20 protein-coding genes are annotated in these 21,452 nt (G+C 56.2%); 11 read left to right on the top strand and 9 right to left on the bottom strand.

Annotated elements, in window-relative coordinates:
- Positions 1 to 14: 14 nt before the first annotated feature.
- Together eutC and IEW65_RS00815 are read right to left on the bottom strand one after the other, a co-directional pair.
- Entirely contained in the window at positions 15 to 857 is an 843-nt protein-coding gene (gene eutC, locus IEW65_RS00820; protein ID WP_188637624.1) for an ethanolamine ammonia-lyase subunit EutC, read from the bottom strand.
- Between the two features lies 1 nt (position 858).
- Entirely contained in the window at positions 859 to 2,265 is a 1,407-nt protein-coding gene (locus IEW65_RS00815) for an ethanolamine ammonia-lyase subunit EutB (protein WP_188637623.1), read from the bottom strand.
- A gap of 212 nt (positions 2,266 to 2,477) precedes the next feature.
- Between IEW65_RS00815 and IEW65_RS00810 the strand changes: the two genes are divergently transcribed.
- Positions 2,478 to 3,434, top strand: a complete 957-nt coding sequence (locus tag IEW65_RS00810) for a helix-turn-helix domain-containing protein (protein WP_188637622.1) — start codon at positions 2,478 to 2,480, stop codon at positions 3,432 to 3,434.
- Here IEW65_RS00810 and IEW65_RS00805 read toward each other — a convergent pair.
- Positions 3,426 to 6,230 (bottom strand): putative bifunctional diguanylate cyclase/phosphodiesterase, encoded by a 2,805-nt coding sequence (locus tag IEW65_RS00805; RefSeq protein ID WP_188637621.1) that lies wholly within the window; start codon positions 6,228 to 6,230, stop codon positions 3,426 to 3,428. The two genes, IEW65_RS00810 and IEW65_RS00805, sit on opposite strands and share 9 nt — an antisense overlap.
- A 566-nt stretch (positions 6,231 to 6,796) precedes the next feature.
- Between IEW65_RS00805 and IEW65_RS00800 the strand changes: the two genes are divergently transcribed.
- The 4 genes from IEW65_RS00800 to zigA all read left to right on the top strand — a co-directional run bounded on the left by IEW65_RS00800 (position 6,797) and on the right by zigA (position 9,696).
- Positions 6,797 to 7,159: a helix-turn-helix domain-containing protein gene (locus IEW65_RS00800; protein ID WP_188637620.1), complete on the top strand. Its 363-nt coding sequence runs from the start codon at positions 6,797 to 6,799 to the stop codon at positions 7,157 to 7,159.
- A gap of 202 nt (positions 7,160 to 7,361) precedes the next feature.
- Positions 7,362 to 7,976 (top strand): class I SAM-dependent methyltransferase, encoded by a 615-nt coding sequence (locus IEW65_RS00795; protein WP_188637619.1) that lies wholly within the window; start codon positions 7,362 to 7,364, stop codon positions 7,974 to 7,976.
- 112 nt (positions 7,977 to 8,088) lie between these two features.
- A complete protein-coding gene (locus IEW65_RS00790) occupies positions 8,089 to 8,364 on the top strand; it encodes a TIGR03643 family protein (protein ID WP_188637618.1) in 276 nt (91 codons plus the stop codon).
- A 105-nt stretch (positions 8,365 to 8,469) separates the two neighbouring features.
- Positions 8,470 to 9,696 (top strand): zinc metallochaperone GTPase ZigA, encoded by a 1,227-nt coding sequence (gene zigA, locus IEW65_RS00785; RefSeq protein WP_188637617.1) that lies wholly within the window; start codon positions 8,470 to 8,472, stop codon positions 9,694 to 9,696.
- An 86-nt stretch (positions 9,697 to 9,782) separates the two neighbouring features.
- Here the strand turns inward: zigA and IEW65_RS00780 are convergent, their stop codons facing one another.
- From IEW65_RS00780 to IEW65_RS00755, 6 genes are all read right to left on the bottom strand, one after another.
- Positions 9,783 to 11,096: a TRAP transporter large permease gene (locus IEW65_RS00780; protein ID WP_188637616.1), complete on the bottom strand. Its 1,314-nt coding sequence runs from the start codon at positions 11,094 to 11,096 to the stop codon at positions 9,783 to 9,785.
- Entirely contained in the window at positions 11,096 to 11,602 is a 507-nt protein-coding gene (locus IEW65_RS00775; RefSeq protein ID WP_188637615.1) for a TRAP transporter small permease, read from the bottom strand. Before IEW65_RS00775 ends, IEW65_RS00780 begins: the two co-directional genes overlap by 1 nt.
- A 79-nt stretch (positions 11,603 to 11,681) precedes the next feature.
- Positions 11,682 to 12,680: a TRAP transporter substrate-binding protein DctP gene (gene dctP, locus IEW65_RS00770; protein WP_188637614.1), complete on the bottom strand. Its 999-nt coding sequence runs from the start codon at positions 12,678 to 12,680 to the stop codon at positions 11,682 to 11,684.
- 174 nt (positions 12,681 to 12,854) lie between these two features.
- On the bottom strand, positions 12,855 to 13,493 hold the full coding sequence (leuD, locus tag IEW65_RS00765; protein WP_188637613.1) for a 3-isopropylmalate dehydratase small subunit: 639 nt from the start codon (positions 13,491 to 13,493) through the stop codon (positions 12,855 to 12,857).
- Positions 13,490 to 14,923 (bottom strand): 3-isopropylmalate dehydratase large subunit, encoded by a 1,434-nt coding sequence (gene leuC / locus IEW65_RS00760; RefSeq protein WP_188637612.1) that lies wholly within the window; start codon positions 14,921 to 14,923, stop codon positions 13,490 to 13,492. Before leuC ends, leuD begins: the two co-directional genes overlap by 4 nt.
- Positions 14,924 to 15,072: 149 nt before the next feature.
- Positions 15,073 to 15,879, bottom strand: a complete 807-nt coding sequence (locus tag IEW65_RS00755; RefSeq protein WP_188637611.1) for a GntR family transcriptional regulator — start codon at positions 15,877 to 15,879, stop codon at positions 15,073 to 15,075.
- Between the two features lie 149 nt (positions 15,880 to 16,028).
- Here IEW65_RS00755 and IEW65_RS00750 point away from each other — a divergent pair, with 149 nt between their 5' ends.
- Genes IEW65_RS00750 through IEW65_RS00725 form a run of 6 tightly spaced genes read left to right on the top strand, consistent with a single transcriptional unit; the run spans position 16,029 to position 21,430 of the window.
- Positions 16,029 to 16,439, top strand: coding sequence for a nuclear transport factor 2 family protein (locus IEW65_RS00750; RefSeq protein ID WP_188637610.1), 411 nt, complete (start codon positions 16,029 to 16,031; stop codon positions 16,437 to 16,439).
- Positions 16,436 to 17,365 carry an isocitrate lyase/PEP mutase family protein gene (locus IEW65_RS00745; protein WP_188637609.1) on the top strand — a complete coding sequence of 310 codons (930 nt, stop codon included), beginning with the start codon at positions 16,436 to 16,438 and terminating at the stop codon, positions 17,363 to 17,365. Before IEW65_RS00750 ends, IEW65_RS00745 begins: the two co-directional genes overlap by 4 nt.
- Positions 17,366 to 17,422: 57 nt before the next feature.
- A complete protein-coding gene (locus IEW65_RS00740; RefSeq protein WP_188637608.1) occupies positions 17,423 to 18,088 on the top strand; it encodes an isochorismatase family protein in 666 nt (221 codons plus the stop codon).
- Positions 18,089 to 18,103: 15 nt separating this feature from the next.
- Entirely contained in the window at positions 18,104 to 19,057 is a 954-nt protein-coding gene (locus tag IEW65_RS00735) for a polysaccharide deacetylase family protein (RefSeq protein WP_188637607.1), read from the top strand.
- Positions 19,058 to 19,061: 4 nt separating this feature from the next.
- Positions 19,062 to 20,009 carry a polysaccharide deacetylase family protein gene (locus IEW65_RS00730; protein ID WP_229755443.1) on the top strand — a complete coding sequence of 316 codons (948 nt, stop codon included), beginning with the start codon at positions 19,062 to 19,064 and terminating at the stop codon, positions 20,007 to 20,009.
- Entirely contained in the window at positions 20,009 to 21,430 is a 1,422-nt protein-coding gene (locus IEW65_RS00725; protein WP_188637606.1) for an FAD-dependent oxidoreductase, read from the top strand. Before IEW65_RS00730 ends, IEW65_RS00725 begins: the two co-directional genes overlap by 1 nt.
- The last annotated feature ends 22 nt before the right edge of the window (positions 21,431 to 21,452 follow it).

Here is a 21,452-nt window from a genome sequence, read left to right as displayed (position 1 = left end):
TTGTGCTGCTACCGTCAATCAGCCACCAGGAAATTCCGAGTTGAACTGCTGCCGCCCTCCAAGACGCTGTCTTCGCTGCGGTCTTTTAACGTCACGCCGGAGAGCTTGCGCTCCCGCGCCTCGGTTAACAGCAGCAGCAAACGCCGGGCCGCCTCTTCATACGCAAGCCCGGCCGGGCGTACGTTGGAGATACAGTTACGCCGGTCATCTTTTAACCCCACTTCGGGGCCCCAGGTCATGTACAGCCCCAAACTATCTGGGGAGCTAAGGCCGGGGCGCTCACCAATCATGACCAGCACCGCATCCGCATTGAGCAGCGCGCCTACTTCGTCGCCAATCGCCACGCGCCCTTGTTCCACCAGTGTCAGCGGTGCGAGCTGCCATTCGTTCTTGTCGCGCCCGAGTGCGTCATACAGCGCAGTGAGAAACGGGGCGCTGTTCTGCTGTACCGCCAGCGCCGAGAGGCCATCGACGATCACCATCGCCAAATCGAACCGTTGGCCGCTATCTGCCGCCTGCTGCAGCGTCTGCCGGGAGTGTTCATTGAGCCGTCGGCCGTAGTCGGGCCGCTGCAGGTAGATCGCACGGTCCTCTGCTCGGCTGTGTGCTGAAAGCGGCGCGGTGTTTAAGCCAAGCGCTTGGGTCAGCTCATCGGCCAGCGCCTGGCACTCTAGCGGGCAGTGAACCGCATCTTGGGCCTGGGCATGGGCAAGCTGAAACGCGAGCAGCTGCTTGGTGGGAAGGCTCACCCCCGCACGCCCCAGCCCAATGCGCGCGTCGGTAAAGGCGCGCAGACGCTCCCAGGGGTTTTCAATGACGATAGGCGCAGTGGTTTCCTGCGTGGGTTGCTTAGGCATCTTAGTCGCTCCCCTTCGGCAAGTGGCGCAGGCTGTTAGCAAAGGCGGCGGGGAGCTGGTCGTTAAGACGATGGGTGCTCACATCTTGGAAGATCTGCATCTTAGCCAGCCACTGCTCAAATTCCGGCGCGGCTTTTAGCCCCAGCACCCGGCGGGCATAGAGCGCATCGTGAAACGAGGTGGTTTGATAGTTGAGCATGATGTCGTCAGAACCGGGGATGCCCATCACGAAGTTGCAGCCCGCCACACCCAGCAGCGTCAGCAGGTTATCCATATCGTTTTGATCGGCGTTGGCGTGGTTGGTGTAGCACACGTCGCACCCCATCGGCACGCCTAAGAGCTTGCCGCAGAAGTGGTCTTCAAGCCCGGCTCGGGTGATCTCCTTGCCATCGTAAAGATACTCAGGGCCGATAAACCCCACCACCGTATTGACCAGCAGCGGATTGAACTTGCGCGCTACGGCGTAGGCCCGGGCTTCGCAGGTTTGCTGATCCAGCCCGTGGTGAGCATCGGCAGAGAGCGAGCTGCCTTGGCCGGTTTCAAAATACATCACGTTGCGACCCACCGTGCCGCGATTGAGCGTTTGCGCGGCAGCTTCGGCTTCCGCCAGGGTGCTCAAATCAAACCCAAAGCTGCGGTTGGTGGCTTCGGTGCCGCCAATGGACTGAAACACCAGATCCACCGGCGCGCCTTGTTCGATGGCTTCTAGCGTATTGGTCACGTGAGTCAGTACGCAGGATTGCGTAGGGATCTCGTATTTCTGGATCACGTCGTCCATCAAGCGCATCAGCTTGATGCTCTGGGCGACGTTATCGGTAGCCGGGTTGATACCAATCACCGCATCGCCGCTGCCATACAGCAGGCCATCGAGAATACTCGCCGCGATGCCGGTGACGTCATCGGTGGGGTGGTTGGGCTGTAACCGGGTCGAAAGCCGCCCCGGCAGCCCAATGGTATTGCGAAACGCCGTGGTCACTTGGCATTTCTTCGCCACCAGCATGAGGTCCTGGTTGCGCATCAGCTTACTCACCGCCGCGGCCATTTCCGGCGTAATGCCGGGCCTTGCAGCGGCCAGGGCTTCACTGGTCGCGTAGTCCGAGAGTAGCCAATTGCGAAAATCGCCTACGGTCAGGTGCTTCAGCGGCGCAAACGCCTTTGCATCGTGGTCGTCGATGATCAGGCGGGTGATTTCGTCCTGCTCGTAGGGGATCAGCGCGTCGTTCAAAAAGGTGGTGAGCGGTAGCTCCGCCAGCACCATTTGGGCGACGACTCGCTCTTCTGCGGACTCTGCCATCACCCCAGCGAGGCGGTCGCCCGAGCGCGGCGGCGTGGCTTTGGCCATCAGTTCGGCGAGCCCGCTAAAGCGATAGCGGCGGCTCCCCACCGTGGTGTGATAGGTCTGCGCCATGGGCCTTCCCTTCTCTTACCTGTTCAATACTCAAGGCGCGGTATGCGCGTTGAGGAACAAAACTTGCTTGTTCTCACAATAGCGCTATCACTTAACGGGGAGTATCGAGTTTTGGCAAAACACACCAAGGCCATAAAAACCAATCATAAACAGTGGGTTAATAACGACAACAAGGCGCGGACGCCTTTCATTCACGCCGCCAGGAGCTGGTGATGACCTTGACGCCCTTAGAAACCGCACCAAAAAAGTGCATTCAGGAAGCGTTCGATGCTGATGAGCATGCGCAAAACCTCACCCGTTGGCAGCAGCAGTATGACCAGCTGACCCCAGGGCGTTTTTATGGGCGGCTGGATGAAATTGCGCTGCCTGCGATTCAGGTCTTCAAAGAGCACACCGGCCAAGCGCTGCGCCAGGATTGCCGGGTGTGGGAAGATTCTTTATGGCTGGGCATTCCTACCCACCCACAGGGGTCGCGCATCAACGGTCAGCCGCTAGAAGCCCAGGAAGTGATGTGCCGGCCCGGCGGGCGCGATTTTGAATTGGTGACTCCGGAGGCCTTCGATATTTACGGGCTAGTGATACGTCTACCGGCATTACATGCCGCTGCCGAACGCCAAGGCATCACACTGGATGAGCAGTGGATGACCGCGCCCCGCCGACATGCTACCCCTGCTACGCTGCGCGCCTTACTGTTTCTATTGGAGCGGATGTTAGGCCAACAGCAGGGTGCGATTGCCGAGAAGCTGCATCAGGATATTCTGTTAACCGGCCTGCTAGAGCTATTGGATGCCCAACAGCCTAGCGGCGAGCTACCTCCTAGCTACGCTCACCGCAAAGCCGTGGTTGATCGGGTCAAGCGGCATATCGACGAGGATTTAGACGCCCCTATTACCATGGAGGCGTTATGCGAGCTAACGCACGTTAGCCGACGCACGCTGCAATATAGCTTTACGACGATTTTAGGCATTAGCCCACTGCAGTTTTTAAGGCTGACGCGTCTTAACCGAGTGCGGCGCGCCCTGCGCGCTGCCGAACCGCCACAAACAGTGACCGAGATTGCGACCTACTGGGGGTTTTGGCATTTAGGGCAGTTCGCCCACGACTATAAACAGCAGTTTGGTGAGTGTCCTTCACAAACGTTATATCAACCCCCTGGAGCGCTACGCTAACCACCGCTGAGCGAACTTTTCCGCAGCCAGCGGGCGGTCATAGTAATACCCTTGCGCCTGGGTACATCCCATCATTAATAAGGCATCACTTTGCGCCTTGCACTCGATGCCTTCGGCAATGGTTTGCAGCCCTAGTGTATTCGCCATGGCAATAATGGTAGCCACAATCACTCGGTCGTTATCGCTGGTAAGCATATCGCGCACAAAGGAGATATCGATCTTAATTTTGTCCGCCGAAAAGCGCTTTAAATACGCTAGAGACGAATAACCGGTGCCAAAATCGTCAATCGACAGGCCCATGCCATGGCTTTTTAGCACCTCAGTGATAGCAATGGCATCATCGGGATGCGTCATGATACCGCTCTCCGTAATTTCGAGGCTCAAGGCGTTAGGGGATACGGCATGTTCATGGCAACTTGCCAAGAGCGTGGCAATTAAATCGTCATCCTCGAACTGATCAGCCGCAATATTAATCGCCAACTGGCCATTGAGCTGAAGTCCTTGTCGCTGCCAATCGGCTAACTGTCGGCAGGCTTGATCAATCACACAGTTGCCTAACGCTGAGATCATGCCGCGCTCTTCGGCAATGGCAATAAATTGCCCAGGAGGAACCTCCCCTAACTCTTCATCACACCAACGACACAGCGCTTCAGCGCCAATCAATTGGCCGCTGCGCATATCCACTTGGGGCTGAAAATGTAAGTAGAGCGAGGTATCGGCAATCGCGATCGCCAAGCGTTTAGCAATATGTAGCTGCTGGGCGACGGCTTGCCCCATCCAGTGCTCAAACGTTCGGGTGGTCAGCTTCTGGCGCTTTGCTTGGTACATGGCAATATCGGCATGCTTTAATAGCGACTGCGCCGTTTGCCCATGGGCAGGGTAAAGAGAAATACCGACGCTGACAGAAAGCTCGGATGAGTGCTGCTCTATAACAATTGGCTTATTCAGGCTAACACATAGCGTGTCAGCGGTTTGCATGGCACCTATCTCGTCGCCAGTGCCTCGGCAGATCACTACAAACTCGTCCCCACCCAACCGGGCTAAGTAATCTTCTTGAGGTAAGACACGGCGAAAGCGCTGCGCTACCTCTTTAAGCACTAAATCGCCAATATCATGGCCCGCCGTGTCATTAATCTCTTTAAAGTGATTAAGATCGAGCAACAGTAGCGCGAAAGGCACGTTGCTACCATCGCTCACGCACTCGTCAAGGTACTGCATAAAATCTGTGCGGTTAGGTAGCTGCGTGCCCGCATCACGAAACGCGAGCTGGCGGATACGCGCTTCATCCCGCTGTCGACCAAGCTCTGATGCCGCCCTCGCGGCGAATATTTGCAGTACCGTCGTAACGATTTGGGTATCAAACAGCGGTGCCTTAAACATCACGCCAATAATGCCAATAGGCTGGCCCTTTGCGTCATCCAGCCGACGCCCCACATAGGCATTTACCCACTCCAGTGCTCCGTTAGACTCTATCGGCAATCGAATGCCCGCACCTTCATGCACTATGCACTCACGCTGAGTTAATACGTCCTGACAAGGCACACCCTCAAGATGGTAACTAAACGCGGTCTGGCGTACACCGTTAACGTACAGCGCCAGGACGTTGGCAACATTGGGATTCTGCTCGTCTAGCGTGGCGATAAACCCTACTTCCGCGGCCAGCGCATTGGCCATATGGTCGGTGAGCTGGGTCAAAAAAGCGTGGCCGTGCTGGGCAGACACCGCGGTCGCTACTTGAGCCACCGCGTGTTGAATACGCTGCTCTGCTTTACGGTGGCGCAGGCTATCAATGCCAAACGCAATATCATCGGCAAGCTCGCTTAAAAGGCGCACCTCAGCAGAGGTAATGGGCGCATCATCACTCTGATAAAGCGTTATCACACCCAGCGATTGGCCTCGGTAAATCAACGGCAGCGCAATTAAGGCACAGACCTCTAATGCCAGCAGGGTGGTATCCAGGCCTGAGGCGGCAGGAGTGCTTTGCGGTATCAATACCACAGGAGCTTGACGCGTTAGCGCTTGGCAGATGATATCGCGACTATAGCCTGCAATGAGCAGTTGTTTTGGGCTTAACCATCCTAAAACATCCCCCTCTATGTCGGCACAGGCGTGAAGTGCGCCGTCTGGATTGGCCCCCGCTCCTGGTAACACCTGATGCACCCAAGCCGCCGTATAGCCGCCTACTTCAACGGCTACCCGGCAGGCTGATTGAAGTAACGATGCCTCATCGCGGGCATGGAAGCGGGCATCATTCCCTCTACTTAACAGCCGAAGCTCCCGCTGCTTGCTGGCCATGCGTTGATCAGCCTGCCTACCGACTAACTGACGGGAAAGCTCAATACCTGCCAGAGACGCAATAATTCTCATCACTTCATTGGCATATTGAGGCAAGGCTAAAGGGCGAGAATGCATCAGGACAATAATGCCTTGGCAGCGCCCTGCCGCATCCGTCATGGGCACTCCCAAATAGCTCTCGACGGATAATGAGGATAGCCGTGCATCGTTGGGAAAACAGGCTTGTGCCTGAGACGCGATGTAGAAACAGGCGTGCTCCTTTACTTGCTCGCAGGGCGTTTCTTGTAAGGCATAAGGATCGGCATCCACAAACTCACCTTGCGACCACATCGCTAAGGGTGTCGCCGTACCAGTGCGATCAATGCTGGCCACCAAGGTATGATCAACATTCAACAAGTTAGCTAATATTTGTGCTAAGTGATGGAAGAATCCGCCTTTATTGACGCGGGACAATCCATCGGCAAGCTGCTGGAAAATTTCTGGTGCCGTCGTGGGAGACATGATATTAAGCGCCTTCGGGTTTGAAAGGTAAGCCACGTTGGCAAGCCAAACGCCTTGATCAAAGCCGAATTGACCGCTGTGTGATCATCCTTGAGCCATACAGTGATAGTCTCTGTTGCGACTGAGCAAAACTCCGTTAAAAGCATCGCCCGCCCTTGTTGCCACTAACAATGGTAAGTGGCTGTCTATAATCACCACGTATTGGCTGGTTTAAGATGGCATCGCTCGACGTGATTAAGCACGTAACACTTATGCTATGCACTTAACAGTTTAAATAAACGCTTTATCAATCAAACATTCGTTAAACCGAGCATTAACACTCCACACGCTTGCTCACTTAACCACCCAACTAAACTTCTATTAAACCCTAATGAATAATCATTCAACTTATTTTAAATGACCAATTTAAATAGATTTAACTGCGTTAATTATTTCATTGCCGCATGCGACGTCAAAAAAACAGTTCATGCCGCTCATTATCAACCTATCAGGATGATATTCAACCTAAACAGTCCTTCATGTCAATAGGCCGTTCCCCAACCATTCAGGGCTATATGGAGGATAGTGTGAATAAAATTGAACAGAAACGGCTAGCTAGCAACATCGGCAGAGCCATCGCCAAACAGCGAATACGCAGCCAGTTAACCCAAGAGGAAGTCGCTGAGCGCCTCGGGGTTGGCAATGAAGCCGTTTCTCGAATCGAGCGGGGGCGGGTCATCCCCAACATCGTACGCTTATTAGAATTAGCCGAGATATTCAATTGCGAAGCTGCGGAGCTATTAGGCCAGGCAAGTGTTCATGTAGATGACCAGACTCACCGAATTAAATCTATATTAGCCCCTTTAAAGCAACATGACCGACAACTCATGCTAGAACTTATTGAGCGTTTGGCTCTTCGTTTTCAGCAAGACGCATCTCCCGAAGAGTAGATCGATTAGCTAGTCCGCTGGCGAATTTTCCGAATATCTCTCTTTTATTACCCAGCTCGCTTGGCTGGTGTTTTCCCTTCCTACCTTGGAGCTTCTGAGCGCTTCATGCTATAGGTACTAACCATGAAAGGTAGTCACCACGACAGGTACTAACCACGACGCCATGACTGCGCCGCCGCTCGACTTCCCCCTGTGAGGGCTTATGCTAAACACTACCGCCTGGAATCGCTTTCGTTATAGTGCTTATGCCCCTCTCTATGATGTTGTGGTGTCACGTGCGCTGCGCAGACCGCGCCGTATTGCGCTTGGACACGTCGACTGGGAACCCGGCATGCGCGTGCTGCTAGTAGGCGCTGGGACAGGTCTTGACCTCCCCTTTCTTCCTCGTGAGCTGGAAATTCACCTAACCGACCTGACCCCGGCCATGGTGAAGCGTGCTAACGCCCGTGCCGAACGCTACCAGCGCGACGTCCATTGCCAGGTCATGGATGCAAGCGCGCTAACGTACGCCGATGAACACTTTGATGTCGTTATCATGCACCTTATTTTGGCCGTAATGCCCGACCCTGAGCAGGGGCTCGCAGAAGCCTATCGTGTGCTCAAACCTAACGGCCAGCTGTGCGTGATGGATAAATTTCAGCCCGATTATCAACCGGCTGGCGCTATGCGACGAGCGGCCAATGTCATGACCTCGTTTATCGCAACAGACATCACTCGGCAAGCAACGCCCTTGCTTCAACAGGCGGGCTTTCGCATCCGTCACGACGAGCCTGTACTGATGAATGGGCTTTTTCGCGCACTTCTAGCCGGTAAATAAAGTCACCTACTTTCCCACAGTCAGTACGCATACTTTCTCCTGTCTAACACTGGTACAATTTAAACCTAATGGCCCAATCCATTACCTGTGTACCTTTAAGAAGGAAGCCCTGATGCCAAAAGCTGCTGTAAAACGCTTTCGCTGCTTGCCTGACGATGAACAGTCGCGGGTGATTGAAATGGCTTGGGAAGACCGCACGCCGTTTGAAGCCATCGAACGACTCTTCGGCCTTGGCGAGCCTGATGTGATCGACGTCATGCGCCACCAGCTTAAGCCCGCCTCGTTTCGTCTATGGCGGCAGCGCGTGACAGGGCGTTCAACAAAACATACCGCACTTCGCTCCCCTGACGTGCTGCGCGGCTACTGCCCAACACAGTACAAACGTTAACAGCAAGCACCTGAGCACTCGCTGCCTTGCGACGTGACATATTTTCAACGCCTCCTAATTGTTATATTATCACATAACATTAACTGTTTAGAGGTGCTCGTCACTATGTCCGCGTTCTCCCCCTTACCCGTGACCGTGCTTTCCGGCTTTTTAGGTGCCGGTAAAACCACCGTGCTCAATCATATTCTGGCGAACCGTGAAGGCCGCCGAGTGGCGGTAATTGTGAACGACATGAGCGAGGTGAATATTGACGGTGCGCTGGTGCGTGGCGGCCCCGGCGAACCAACGCTGGACAGTGACGTGGCATTGAACCGCTCTGAGGAGCGCTTGGTAGAAATGAGCAATGGCTGCATCTGCTGCACCCTGCGTGAAGATCTGTTGGTCGAGGTCAGCCAGCTAGCCCGTGAAGGCAAGTTTGATTACCTGGTGATCGAGTCGACCGGTATTTCTGAACCGCTGCCTGTTGCCGAAACGTTCACCTTTGAAGATGAGAGCGGACAGAGCCTTTCCCACGTTGCCCGGCTAGACACCCTGGTTACGGTGGTCGATGGTGCGAACTTCTTGGCCCAGTACCAAGAGGCGCAAAGCCTTGCCGAAGCAGGAGAGAGCTTAGGTGAAGATGACGAGCGCAATGTCGCTGACCTGCTGGTGGATCAGATCGAATTTTGCGATGTGCTACTGATCAGCAAGACCGACCTGATCAGCGATAGCGAACTTGAGTCACTGAAAGCGATTCTGCGCTCGCTCAACCCGGACGCAGAGCTGGTACCGATTTCTCAGGGCGGCGTTCCGCTAGATAAAGTGCTGGATACCGGCAGATTCAACTTTGAACGTGCCCAACAGGCCCCCGGCTGGCTCAAAGAGATGCGCGGTGAACACGTACCGGAAACCGAGGAGTACGGCATTGGCAGCTTTGCCTATCATGCTCGCCGCCCTTTCCACCCGCAGAAATTCCACGACCTGCTGAATGCGGAGTGGTTTGGTAAAGGCCTGCTGCGCTCGAAAGGTTTCTTCTGGCTGGCCACCCGCCCACGCTATGCGGGCCAGTGGAGCCAAGCAGGCGGCATTGCCCATCACGGCCCGGCCGGGGTGTTCTGGAAGGCCATTCCAGAAACCGACTGGCCGGAAGAACCGGAGTACCGCCAGTTCATTATGGAAAAGTGGCAGGAGCCGTTTGGCGATATGCGCCAAGAGCTGGTGTTTATCGGCCAAAACCTGGACCAAGCGAGAATGCGTGAAGCGTTGGACGACTGTTTGCTCAGCGAAGGCGAGTTACTAGAGGGCAAGGAAGCCTGGAAGTCGCTACCTGACCCCTTCCCGGCTTGGGAATAAGCGACGGCTCATCGCCTTCATGCCAGCGTGTTTGCAAAGTAAAAGAGAGGCCTCGGCCTCTCTTGTTTTTATGCTCTGATAAAGCGCTATTGCAGCATGCTGGGTAGCCACGTTGCGAGGCTGGGAAACACAATCAGCAGAGCGACTAATAGCATCGAGCAGAGAATGTAGGGAATTGCCGCAGAATATATTTCACGCATCGTCGTACCGACTGGCGCGACGCCCTTCATCACAAATAGCAGCAGGCCTAACGGCGGTGTCGAGAAGCTAATTTCCAATGCCAGCAGCACGATCACGCCGAACCAGATCAGGTCAAAACCAAGCGCTTGCGCCAGCGGAAAGAAGATAGGCACGGTGAGCATCATGATGGAGATCTGCTCCATAAACGTACCCAGCACCAGCAGCACCGCAAACATCGCCAACAGCATAAGAATCGGCGAAAGATCAAACCCCGTTGCCCAGCCAATCAAACCGCCTGACGCACCTGAAAATCCTAATAACTGGCTAAACGTGGCCGAGCCAAACACAATTAAATAGGCCATCAGGGTGACTTTCAGCGCCCCAGTCACCGAGAGCTTAAATGCCTCCCAGGTCATGCAGCGGAAGAAGAAAGCCAAAATAATAACCCCTAACGCCCCAAAGGCAGCCGCCTCTGAAGGCGTGGCAAAACCAATCAGCATGAGCGCGACAATAATCACCATGACGCTGAGCATGGGTAAAATATCGGTCACGATGAGCTTCAACTTGGCTTTCAGTGGAACCGGCTCTAGCTCATAGGCAGGTGCTGCCTCAGGGTCTAGTTTGGTTTGAATAAAAATGGTGACGATGTAAAAGACCGCCAGGGTTAAACCCGGCAAAATACCCGCAATCAACAGCGCACCAATATCCACTTTCGCCAATGTTGCTAGCAGCACTGCCAGCGCCGACGGTGGAATAATGATCGCTAACCCACCGGTGCCTAGAATGGGCCCGATGGCCATTTTCTTCTTATAGCCCCGGCGCTCCATTTCCGGCACCAGCAGCGACCCCATTAGCGCTGTTGACCCCATGGAGGAACCGCTTAGGGTCGAAAACGCGGTGCCACCCACCACCGTCACATAGGACAAACGCCCTGGCACTTTACCCAATAACTGGTCCACCGCATTGAACATTTTCATGCCAAGGCCGGTGCGGAAAAACAGCTCACCCATCAGCAAAAACAGCGGAATAGGCACTAGATTAAAGCTTGATAGAGCACCAAAGCCATTGTTCAGCATTTGCATAATGCCCGCTTGGCCACCCATAAAGTGCCAAGCGCCAATCACATTCGCCGCTAAAAATGCCAGGGCAATGGGCGTGCCAATCGCCATAAAAATGAGGATGAGCGAGAGTAAAAAGGCGAGCGCAAAGTACCATTCCATTATTCTTTAATCCCCGCTTCGCCACTGTGAAGAATCTCTTGGCCGACCACAAAGCGGCCAAACTCAATTGCCATTAGCGTAAAGCTGATGGGAAACACGATGGTCAGTATCCATCTCGGCACAAAAAAAGCGCGCACGTCATAGTCGCTGCGCTCGATATTGAGCATCACCAAATCAAGCCCTTTCCACGCCAGCACTGCACATACCACGACACACAGCAGCGATACTCCTCGACTGAGAATATTCAGCACAGGCGGCGGCAACACAGAGGTTAAAAGCTCAATATGCACATGCCCTTTTTGGCGCACCAGCCAAGGAGCCCCTAAGAGCGTGAGATAAAACATGGCGTATTCCGTCGAAAGGAAAAACCACGCCGACGGCTGAAGCCCTAAATTACGAATAACCACAGAGAGCACTACCGCTACCATCAGCCATACCAACATGATAGCGGCGAGCAGTGCCATGCCATTGAGCAGCAGCAAATAGCCACGTTGTGCGTAACGCATAGAAAGCCCTAGTGATGAAAGCCAGGTAGCGCGGGCATTATCGTGATCGACAGCGCCCGCCCTGTTGGGAACGTCGGCCTTACAGGTCGTTGAACTTTTCGATCAACGTCTCGTAGTGCTCAAGCCCCATGGGGTGACGCTCCATTTGGCGACGCATCCGTTCCCACGTGGCATCGCGGGCGGCTTCGGCATAGCGCTCGCCTACTTCGCCTTCTAACGTAATCACTTGCATCCCATCGGCTTCTAACGCTGCCTGCTGCTCTTCTGAGAGCGCAGCCAGCTTCTCGGCGCTGTCACGCTCATGCTCAATAGCGACTTCCTGCAAAATTTGCTGCGACTCGGCGCTTAGCTGGTTCCACTTATCTAGGTTAACGATCACGCCCATATCCGTGGAGAAAAAGGCAGGGTCGACACGGTAGTTAAGAAAGCGATCCCAGTTAAGATCTTTTAAGCCAATTTGCGTCCAACCGGTTGCATTCACCACGCTACGCTCTAGCGCGGCGTAAACATCAGTGGTGGGTAAGCTGATCGGCTGCGCGCCTAAATAGTCCTGAAAAAACGCATCGTAAACCGGGTTACTGCGCAGCCGTAGACCCGACACGCTCAGGTTGCCTTCTGCATCAATCGACGGTTCATTGATGGTGTAGAGGTTGTAACTCACCCCGCTATCGAACCAGCCCAAATAGTAGGTGCCCATCTTTTCCTGATGGATTTGGTTGAGCAGATCGATCCCGCCATTCTCGCGGGCATAGATGGCGTTGGTATTAGAAGCCACCATCGCGTCGCGCTCAGGCACCGCACCGGCATAGAAACTAGCGGCGGTGTACGCCATATCCACCACGCCGTTACGCACCGCGTCGGGCTGTTCAGATAGGCCAATGACTTCAGGGCCACCGCGCACATTAATCTGCACAACGCCCTCACCGCGCTCATTCACCTTATCCACAAATTCCAAAAAGCTTTGGGTGTAAATTAAGGACGGAGGAAAGGCGTGGACGGCATTGATTTGATCAACCGCCAAGACGTGCGTAGAGGCCAGCGCCGTGAGCATACCCAGAGTAAGCGTTACTTTTTTCATTTATGTATCTCCTGCACAAGGTGATCTGTTGTAGCGGTTGTTGTGTAGATCGCGTGTTAAAACCCATTGATGCAAGCGTGCGTGCTGTTATTGTTTTGGCCTTTTGTCGCTGGCATGCCGAGCGAATGGCATGGCCAACGCGGCCGTCTCTTTCATTGTCCGTCTCTTTCACAACTACCCTTTGCCAATCAGCGCGGCATCCGGCGGAAACGGGGCACTCCAAGGAAACTGCTCGGCGTACTGGTGCGCAAATGTAGCGATGGCATCCGTATGCTGGCGTGTCATATCAATATCGTCCCAACCGTTAAGCAGCTTCGTTCGCCATACGGGTGACAGGGTAAACGGCACGCTGACAGCGCCAACGCTCACCGTGAGAGCTTCCAGGTCTACCGTGATGGCACCGGGAGTACTGCCAAGCGCCGCGAGCAGTTGCTCGGCGTCTTCTTCCGTCACAACGGCCGGTAACAAGCCGTTATTCACGGCGTTAGAAGCAAAAATGTCGCCAAAGCTCGGCGCAACCACACAGCGAAAGCCGTCATCGACTAGGGCATACACCGCTGCCTCGCGGGAGGAGCCTGCGCCGAAGTTACGGCGGCTCACCATCACTTCTGCTTTACCCGCCTCGGGGTGATGGAGAATAAAGTCCGCCTTAGGCTCGCCTTGTGCATCGTGGCGAAGGTCGTAAAGCAAAAACTGACCGTAACCCACGCTGCGCGGCTCTTTCATAAAACGTGCCGGGATCAGTTGATCAGTATCGACATTCGCTGCAGGCAAGGCCACGCCGAGCGATGTCACCACCGTCATCGGTTTCATGAGCGCACTCCTAGCTGAGTTAACGAGGTCACGGGCAGTTGGCGAACATCGGCCAAGTGGCCTGTCACGGCGGCCGCTGCCACCATGGCTGGCGACATTAAATGCGTACGCGCCCCTGGCCCTTGGCGGCCCTTAAAGTTGCGGTTGGTGGTAGAAGCACAGCGTTCACCGCTGGCCACCAGGTCACCGTTCATGCCTACGCACATGGAGCACCCGGAGTGCCGCCACTCAAGCCCAGCGTCGATAAAGATACGGTCTAAGCCTTCCGCTTCCGCCTGAGTTTTCACCAGCGTTGAGCCGGGCGACACCATACCGGGCACGCGGCTTTTGTGGCCTGCCAGCACGGCGGCAGCGGCGCGCAAGTCTTCAATACGAGCATTGGTGCAGGAGCCGATAAATACCCGATTAATGGTGATATCAGTGAGCTTTTGCCCTGCCGTTAGGCCCATGTAGGCCAAGCTATCACGCGCTTGGCGCGCTTTTGCAGGGTCGCTGAGCTGCTCGGGGTCGGGCACTGCGTGGTCAATGGGCAACGCTTCTTCCGGCGAGACGCCCCAGGTCACCGTGGGCGCAATCTCACTGGCCTGCAGCGTTACTTCGAGATCAAAACTGGCGTCTGGGTCGCTATAGAGCGTTGACCAGTAGGCGCATGCCTGCTCAAAAGCCTCCCCTTTCGGACTCCAGGGGCGGCTGCGTAAGTAATCAAACGTGGTTTGATCAGGGGCAATCATGCCGCAGCGGCCACCCCCTTCAATGGAGAGATTACACAGCGTTAGACGCGCTTCCATAGAGAGCGCACGGATAGCCTCACCCGCGTACTCAATGGCATAACCGCGTGCGCCGTCGGCACCCAAACGAGCAATCCAAGTGAGCGCGATATCTTTAGCGGTGATCCCTTCAGCTAACTGGCCCTCAACGGTGATCCGCATCACTTTGGGCTTGCTTTGCCACAACGTCTGCGTGGCCAGCACGTGGGCCACTTCTGACGCACCAATGCCAAAGGCAATGCTGCCAAATGCGCCGTGGGTGGCGGTATGGCTATCGCCACAGACCATCACCATGCCCGGTTGGGTAAGCCCTTGCTCGGGGCCCAGCACATGTACGATGCCCTGGCGTGGGTCACTCAGACCAAACAGCGTCACACCATGTTGCTGGGTGTTGTGCGAGAGCTGCTCAATCATGGAGCGCACTTTAGGGTCTGCCACCAGCTCAACGTCACGTGCCTGGGTGGGGACGTAGTGGTCGGCAATGCCAAAGGTGAGATCTGGCCGCGCCACCGGCAGCTGGCGTTCGCCTAACTTATTGAACGCATGGAAAGAGCCTTCATGGACAAAGTGGCGGTCAATCCATAAAAGGCTCTGGCCGCTGTCACTGCGGTGGACTTCGTGGGCACGCCACACTTTGTCAAATAGCGTTGTTGGGGAACTCATTGTCTTCGCTCACTGCCTCGGTGCGCCATGGCTGGCGTGTCGTTATCACCCCCATACAACTAGCGCAGTTTCACGACACAGGTCAAATGTATTTTTTATAATTTTATATCTGTATTAAATTTAATACATTAAAAAAGCCATCCATCGCCCTATTCATCCTTCCCGCTGGTGGGCATCCCGCCCACTTTTGGCTCCCAGTAGCGTGAGTCGCCATTTCCATTACGCTCTAAATCGATTTGAAAACGGTAACGGTCTGGGCGGTACAGCGCGTCTAAGTGCTCCACTCCGCGCCCCTGCTCGTCGTACACCACCCGCGTAAGTGAGATAAGCGGAGAGCCCACGGCCACGTCTAATGCCTGCGCCACTTCATGGCTGGCCAACGTGGCAGAAATAGATTGAGAAGCGTGATCAACCTTTACCCCGCTGCGCTCTAGCAGCACAAATAGCGGCGTATTGGCTAAATCCATTTCGTTGTAGTGCAGAGCGATGGTCTCGGGCACGTGGGTGACCAAATGCGAAAACGGCTTACCATCGATCATGCGTACCCGAACAGAGCGCTGAACTTTACTACCGTGCCCCATTCCCAGGCGCTCGCGAATCATCTCCGGGGGCGGCACATAGGCAAACTCCAGCAGCCGCACTTGGGAAGCCTGACTCATTTTGACCATGTTCGGCATCAGGTTGGACACGCTGGCGGTCATCACGGTGGCGTCTAGCGGCTGCTCCAGCACCACGGTGCCCACGCCGGCCTTACGCGTGACCAGTCCTGTCTCCTGAAGCGCCTCCATGGCCCGTCGTACCGTTACTCGTGACACACCGTGCTGCTCGGCTAACTTGTTTTCGCCCGGCAGTTTATTACCGGCAGGCAGTCGCCCACTGAGAATGGCATCTTTAAGCAGCAGATAAATCCGGTGCGACTTGGTACCGCCTACCGCAGAGGGCTGTGCCTCACTCATTCACGCCCCTCCTCAGGGTCTATTCCAAAAAAACTTCACGCCGCGCTTGACGAAGCGACAGCAATAGACATAAAAATGTATTAAATATAATACATATAAACTGCCGTATCAGCATACCGCATTTGCCATATCAACAAGAGTAATGCGCCATGAATAATACGCAACTTCCTGACACGCAGCCTCGCGACGTACGCCACGTATTGGCCTTTTTAGAGGCCATGGCATCCCGTGATCTCCCCCTTGCCCAAAGCTGCCTCGCGGATGATGCCGTCATGCAGTTTCCTGGCGCGCCCGCCATGCATCAGCTTGAGTCGGTGGTGGAGTGGGCGCAAAGCCGCTATCTCCGTGTGAGCAAAACGTTTCATGGCGTGGATCACTGCATTACTCCTTGCCAAAGCGTCGTTATTTGCCACGGCGAACTCACCGTGGAGTGGCTAGACGGTAGCACCACATCCGGCGTGCGCTTTATTGATCGCTTTGTATTAATCGATGGCCTGATCGCCCGTCAGGACGTTTGGAACGACTTGGCCCTTACCCAAAAAATGATGAGACCGCTATGACACGCCAACACCTGTTGTCACCCGACGCACCACAACACGCTTCACCGCTTTCGGCGCATCAGCCCGCCCAACTCAAACAGCAGTTGAACGACGCCTCTATCGTGGTCGCGCCTGGCGTATTTGACGCCCTCGGCGCGTCGCTAGCCGAACAGGCAGGGTTTGATACCGTCTACCTTTCGGGTGCCAGCTTGGCGTACACCCAACTGGGGCGGCCCGATATTGGCCTTTTGAGCATTACCGAAATTTGCACCGCCATGTCGCATATCCGCGAACGCACGAATCTTTCCGTGGTGGTGGATTGCGATACCGGCTTTGGCAACGCCATGAACGTGATGCGCAGCGTGCGTCTGCTAGAGCGCGCAGGCGCTAACGCTATTCAGTTGGAAGACCAGACCTACCCTAAACGCTGCGGCCACCTGCGTGGTAAAACGCTGGTCTCCAAGAGCGAAATGGTTGGCAAATTGCATGCCGCATTGGATGCCCGTGAAAGCGACAGCACGCTGATTATTGGCCGCACCGACGCGCTAGGCGTGGAAGGCACCGACAGCGCCATTGAGCGCGCCCAGGCTTACTATGAGGCGGGCGTGGACATGCTGTTTATCGAAGGTATTCGTAGCGACGACGATATCAGCAAGATCATGGCCCAGTTCAAAGGCAAAGTGCCGATTATGGCCAACATGGTCGAGGGTGGAGACACACCGCTGCAGAACGCCCAGGCGCTAGAAGAGCTAGGCTTCTCGCTGGTCATTTTCCCCGGCGCCCTGGTGCGGGCGATTACCCACATGGCCAGCCGTTTCTTTGCCACGCTGAAACAGGACGGCACTACCGATGCCTTCCGCGACCAGATGCTCGACTTCAAACAGCTCAACGACTACCTAGGCACCCAGGCGATGCTGGAGCTTGGCGAGCAGTACGACAATCGCTAAAACCGTATCCAGGCACTGACGGCTTAGCCACTAATAACGACACTTCAGGAGACGACGATGCAGACCACCGATAAAACGGCAAAAGAGATCTTTCACGACGTGATGGCCAACCCTCAGCGGGTGCCCTTTGGCTTTGGCAAGAAAGCCGTGTTGGTCAATGTGGACCCACAAAAGGCCTACACCCGTACCGATCTCTTCAAGACCGCCTACGAAACCGACCCCAAACAGCTGGCGTATACGAACCAGTTGGCGCGCGGCTTCCGGGAGAAGGGCTGGCCGGTGGTATGGACTCACGTCGCCTTTCTGGATTCTGCCGAAGATGCGGGCGTGTGGGGCACCCGCACCGATACCCCCGATTCACTGCAAAACATCAAGTACGGCTCCGAGCGCGCCGAGTTCGACGAGCGCTGCGAGATCGACCGCAACCGCGACGTGATCTACACCAAGCGTATGCCTTCGGCCTTTTTTGAAACGCCGCTGCAGTCCCTGCTGGTATGGCACCAGGTCGATACGGTGATCATCACCGGCGGCTCCACCTCCGGCTGCATTCGCGCCACCGCCGTGGAGAGCCTGTCCCGTGGCTACCGTACCATCGTGCCAATGGAGTGCGTCTCCGATAAGCACGAAAGCTACCACTACGCCAACCTGACCGACTTGCACCTCAAGTACGCCGATGTCATGCCCGTGGCTGACGTGCTGGCGTGGCTTGAGGGCGATGCATAAGGCGAGGAGCTAGCGATGAAAGAGTCACTTGGCGTTTATGATTACTGGGCCTACGACCAGCGCCCCAAAATCACTTGGCCCGGCGGTGCAAAGGTGGCCTTCTGGGTGGCCCCCAATATCGAGTATTACGAACTCGACCCGCCGCAGAACCCGAGCCGCAAGCCGTGGCCACACCCACACCCCTCGGTACCCGGCTACAGCATTCGCGATTACGGCAATCGAGTGGGCCACCAGCGCCAAATGGCCCTGCTGGATAAGTACGGAGTTCGTGGTTCGGTATCGCTTTCCGTGGCGCTCTGCGAGCACCACCCAGAAATCATCCAGATGTGCAAAGAGCGCGACTGGGAGTTCTTCAGCCACGGCATCTACAACACCCGCTACACCTATGGGCTGAGCGAAGCCCAAGAGCGGGCAATGATTCGCGACAGTATGGAAACCATCCATCGCCATACCGGCCAGGCCTGCGCGGGCTATCTGGCCCCTGCGCTCTCCCACTCGGAGCGCACACTGGATCTATTTGCCGAAGTGGGCGAAGAGCTATTCGGCGACAAAGGCGGGATTTACACCTGCGACCTGTTCCACGACGACCAACCCACGCCGGTCAGCGTTCGCTCCGGCAAGCGGTTTATCTCCATGCCCTACTCGCTGGAGATGAACGACACCATCGTTTATGCGGTAAACAAAGTTGAGCCGCGCCAGTACGCCACCATGCTCAAACGCCACTTTGACCGCCTGTATTTAGAGGGCGCGGAGTCCGGCACGGTGATGTGCATTCCCACTCACAATTACCAAGTGAGCTGCCCCCACCGCATCAAGGCGTTTGAAGAGGCACTGGATTACATCACCGGGCACCCGGATGTATGGGTCGCCACGGGCCGCGAGATTGCCGATTACTACCTGGCACACTATTACGATGCTGCCCTCGACAGCATCCAGGCCCAGGCCGCCACCGCACGCAGGGAGGGCTAATCCTATGGCATCCAAAGACATGGCGCTCAACGACGACTATCTCGACTACCCCTTGCGTCGCCACGGCTACGACCACGACCGCTACGAATGGTCGATGCTAAGTGAACGCGCCCCCGTTAGCTGGCCCGGTGGCAAGACGCTAGCGGTGTGGATCAACATCTCGCTGCAGTTCTACCCGCTCAACCAGCGCGGCGAGCCGTTCAAGGTGCCCAACGGCATGACCATGCCCTATCCAGATTTGCGCCACTTCTCGCTGCGGGATTACGGCAACCGCGTGGGTATCTATCGCGTACTGAAAGCCCTGGCCGCGCACAACATCACGCCTACGTTTGCGATTAACGCCCAGTTGGCGGAGCAGACGCCCTATCTGGTGCAGCGCTTGAAAGAGCACGGCGGTGAATTTATCGCCCACGGCTGGAACATGGATCACCTGCACTACGGCGGCCAGCCCATCGAAGAAGAGGCCGAGCTGGTCAAGCGCTCTGTGGACACCCTGCGGCGAGTGACCGGCCAACCCGTACGCGGCTGGCTAAGCCCCGCCAAACACCAGAGCTTCAACACCCTGGACCTGCTGGCGGAAAACGGCATCGCGTACTGCGCCGACTGGGTGAACGACGACCTGCCTTACTCTTGTGAAACCAAGACAGGCAATTTGACCATGATGCCGCTGGCCACCGAGATCGAAGACCAGTTTGTGATGAGCCAGAACCTGCACTCGGAAGATTCCTGGGTAACTCAGGTAAAAGACGCTTTCGATTTTCTGCTGGAAGAGTCCCGCGAGCAGGGCGGGCGACTGTTTGCCTTGAACCTGCACCCCTGGTTGGTCGGCCAGCCTCACCGGATTGCCTGCTTAGAAGAGGTGCTGGCCCATATCAGCGGGCACCCAGACGTATGGCAGGCTCCGGCGGGTGAGATTCTGGATGCCTTCCACCAAGCAGCGGAGCAGGCGTAATGGCGATCATTCCCTACACACACGACGGCTTTGATGCCCACCTGCCGCTGCTGATTATCGGCGCGGGAGCCTGCGGGCTGGTCGCGGCCTTAGCCGCCCAGGAAGCGGGCGTTGAGCTGGCTGTTTTAGAGCGCGACTCCCTGCCCCGTGGCAGCACGGCGATGTCGTCAGGGTTTATTCCCGCGGCCAATACGCGCTTTCAGCATGAGCTGGGCGTCACAGACTCTGCCGAGGCCATGGCGGAAGATATTCAGAAAAAGAATGGCTTTGAGGCAGACCCGGCCATCGTCGAGCTGCTGGCCAGCCAGTCCGGCCCCACCATCGAGTGGCTGGCAGACCGGCACGGTGTGCCTTTCGAGCTGGTGGAAGGCTTTCTCTACCCCGGCCACCGCCACCTGCGCATGCACGCCACGCCCCGGCGTACCGGCGAAGAGCTGATGGGCGCGCTGCTTAACGCCGCCGAAGCCGCAGGGACCGACATTCTGACCCAGGCCCGGGTAGTGGATCTACACGTGGACAGCACCCAACGCGTGCGCGGCGTCACCCTAGAGCGCCCAGACGGCAGCCGCGAAAGCATTGGTTGCGATGCGCTGGTTCTGGCTTGCAACGGCTATGGCGGCAACCCAGAGCTGGTCGAGCGCTATCTGCCCACGCTGAAACACGCGCTGTATTACGGCCACGAGGGCAACCAGGGCGATGCCTTGCTGTGGGGCCAGGAAATGGGCGCGAGCACCAAAGACTTAGGTGCCTGCCAAGGCCACGGCTCGCTCGCCACGCCCCATCAAACGCTGATTAGCTGGGCGCTCATGATGCAAGGGGGCATTCAGGTCAATATCAAGGGCGAGCGCTTTTCCAATGAGCACGGCGGCTACTCCGAACAGGCCGCCAAGGTGCTGGCGCAGCCGGAGCAAGTGGCCTGGAATCTTTATGATGCCCGCATTCATGAGTCCGCCCAGGCGTTTGAAGATTACCGCAACGCCCAGGAGAGCGGCGCAGTACGCAGCTTCTCAACCCTGGAAGAGATGGCCACTGGCCTGAAACTGCCCCTTGGCGCACTGCAAGCCACCATCGCCCAGATGCAGCAACATGCCCAACAGCAAACGGCCGATGCATTTGGCCGCCGTTTCGAACCCGCCAATCTACTGAAAGCCCCCTACTACGCCATTCGCGTCACCGGGGCACTGTTCCATACCCAGGGCGGTTTAGAGGTGAACCGCAAGGCCCGCGTGCTCAATACCCACGGCCAGGCGCTACCCAACCTGTTTGCTGCAGGTGGTGCGGCGCGTGGAGTGTCGGGTTCCAACGACAGTGGCTATCTTTCCGGCAACGGGCTGCTGAGCGCCGTGGTGCTGGGCGCAGTGGCTGGCAAAAGTGCCGCCGAGCTGCTGCATTTAAAGCTCAGTTCCGCCGCACTTCCTTAACCTGCATGACTTGCACACCACT

This window comes from Vreelandella lutescens, from assembly GCF_014640815.1.
GTDB classification, from domain to species: Bacteria; Pseudomonadota; Gammaproteobacteria; order Pseudomonadales; family Halomonadaceae; genus Vreelandella; species Vreelandella lutescens.
This window is presented reverse-complemented; position numbering and strand designations above follow the sequence as displayed.

What these genes read in the sequence shown, in the direction of transcription:
- eutC (WP_188637624.1), bottom strand. Translation starts at nt 857, where the DNA reads ATGCCTAAGCAACCCACGCAGGAAACCACTGCGCCTATCGTCATTGAA.
- IEW65_RS00815 (WP_188637623.1), bottom strand. Translation starts at nt 2,265, where the DNA reads ATGGCGCAGACCTATCACACCACGGTGGGGAGCCGCCGCTATCGCTTT.
- IEW65_RS00810 (WP_188637622.1), top strand. Translation starts at nt 2,478, where the DNA reads ATGACCTTGACGCCCTTAGAAACCGCACCAAAAAAGTGCATTCAGGAA.
- IEW65_RS00805 (WP_188637621.1), bottom strand. Translation starts at nt 6,230, where the DNA reads ATGTCTCCCACGACGGCACCAGAAATTTTCCAGCAGCTTGCCGATGGA.
- IEW65_RS00795 (WP_188637619.1), top strand. Translation starts at nt 7,362, where the DNA reads ATGCTAAACACTACCGCCTGGAATCGCTTTCGTTATAGTGCTTATGCC.
- IEW65_RS00790 (WP_188637618.1), top strand. Translation starts at nt 8,089, where the DNA reads ATGCCAAAAGCTGCTGTAAAACGCTTTCGCTGCTTGCCTGACGATGAA.
- zigA (WP_188637617.1), top strand. Translation starts at nt 8,470, where the DNA reads ATGTCCGCGTTCTCCCCCTTACCCGTGACCGTGCTTTCCGGCTTTTTA.
- IEW65_RS00780 (WP_188637616.1), bottom strand. Translation starts at nt 11,096, where the DNA reads ATGGAATGGTACTTTGCGCTCGCCTTTTTACTCTCGCTCATCCTCATT.
- IEW65_RS00775 (WP_188637615.1), bottom strand. Translation starts at nt 11,602, where the DNA reads ATGCGTTACGCACAACGTGGCTATTTGCTGCTGCTCAATGGCATGGCA.
- dctP (WP_188637614.1), bottom strand. Translation starts at nt 12,680, where the DNA reads ATGAAAAAAGTAACGCTTACTCTGGGTATGCTCACGGCGCTGGCCTCT.
- leuD (WP_188637613.1), bottom strand. Translation starts at nt 13,493, where the DNA reads ATGAAACCGATGACGGTGGTGACATCGCTCGGCGTGGCCTTGCCTGCA.
- leuC (WP_188637612.1), bottom strand. Translation starts at nt 14,923, where the DNA reads ATGAGTTCCCCAACAACGCTATTTGACAAAGTGTGGCGTGCCCACGAA.
- IEW65_RS00755 (WP_188637611.1), bottom strand. Translation starts at nt 15,879, where the DNA reads ATGAGTGAGGCACAGCCCTCTGCGGTAGGCGGTACCAAGTCGCACCGG.
- IEW65_RS00750 (WP_188637610.1), top strand. Translation starts at nt 16,029, where the DNA reads ATGAATAATACGCAACTTCCTGACACGCAGCCTCGCGACGTACGCCAC.
- IEW65_RS00745 (WP_188637609.1), top strand. Translation starts at nt 16,436, where the DNA reads ATGACACGCCAACACCTGTTGTCACCCGACGCACCACAACACGCTTCA.
- IEW65_RS00740 (WP_188637608.1), top strand. Translation starts at nt 17,423, where the DNA reads ATGCAGACCACCGATAAAACGGCAAAAGAGATCTTTCACGACGTGATG.
- IEW65_RS00735 (WP_188637607.1), top strand. Translation starts at nt 18,104, where the DNA reads ATGAAAGAGTCACTTGGCGTTTATGATTACTGGGCCTACGACCAGCGC.
- IEW65_RS00730 (WP_229755443.1), top strand. Translation starts at nt 19,062, where the DNA reads ATGGCATCCAAAGACATGGCGCTCAACGACGACTATCTCGACTACCCC.
- IEW65_RS00725 (WP_188637606.1), top strand. Translation starts at nt 20,009, where the DNA reads ATGGCGATCATTCCCTACACACACGACGGCTTTGATGCCCACCTGCCG.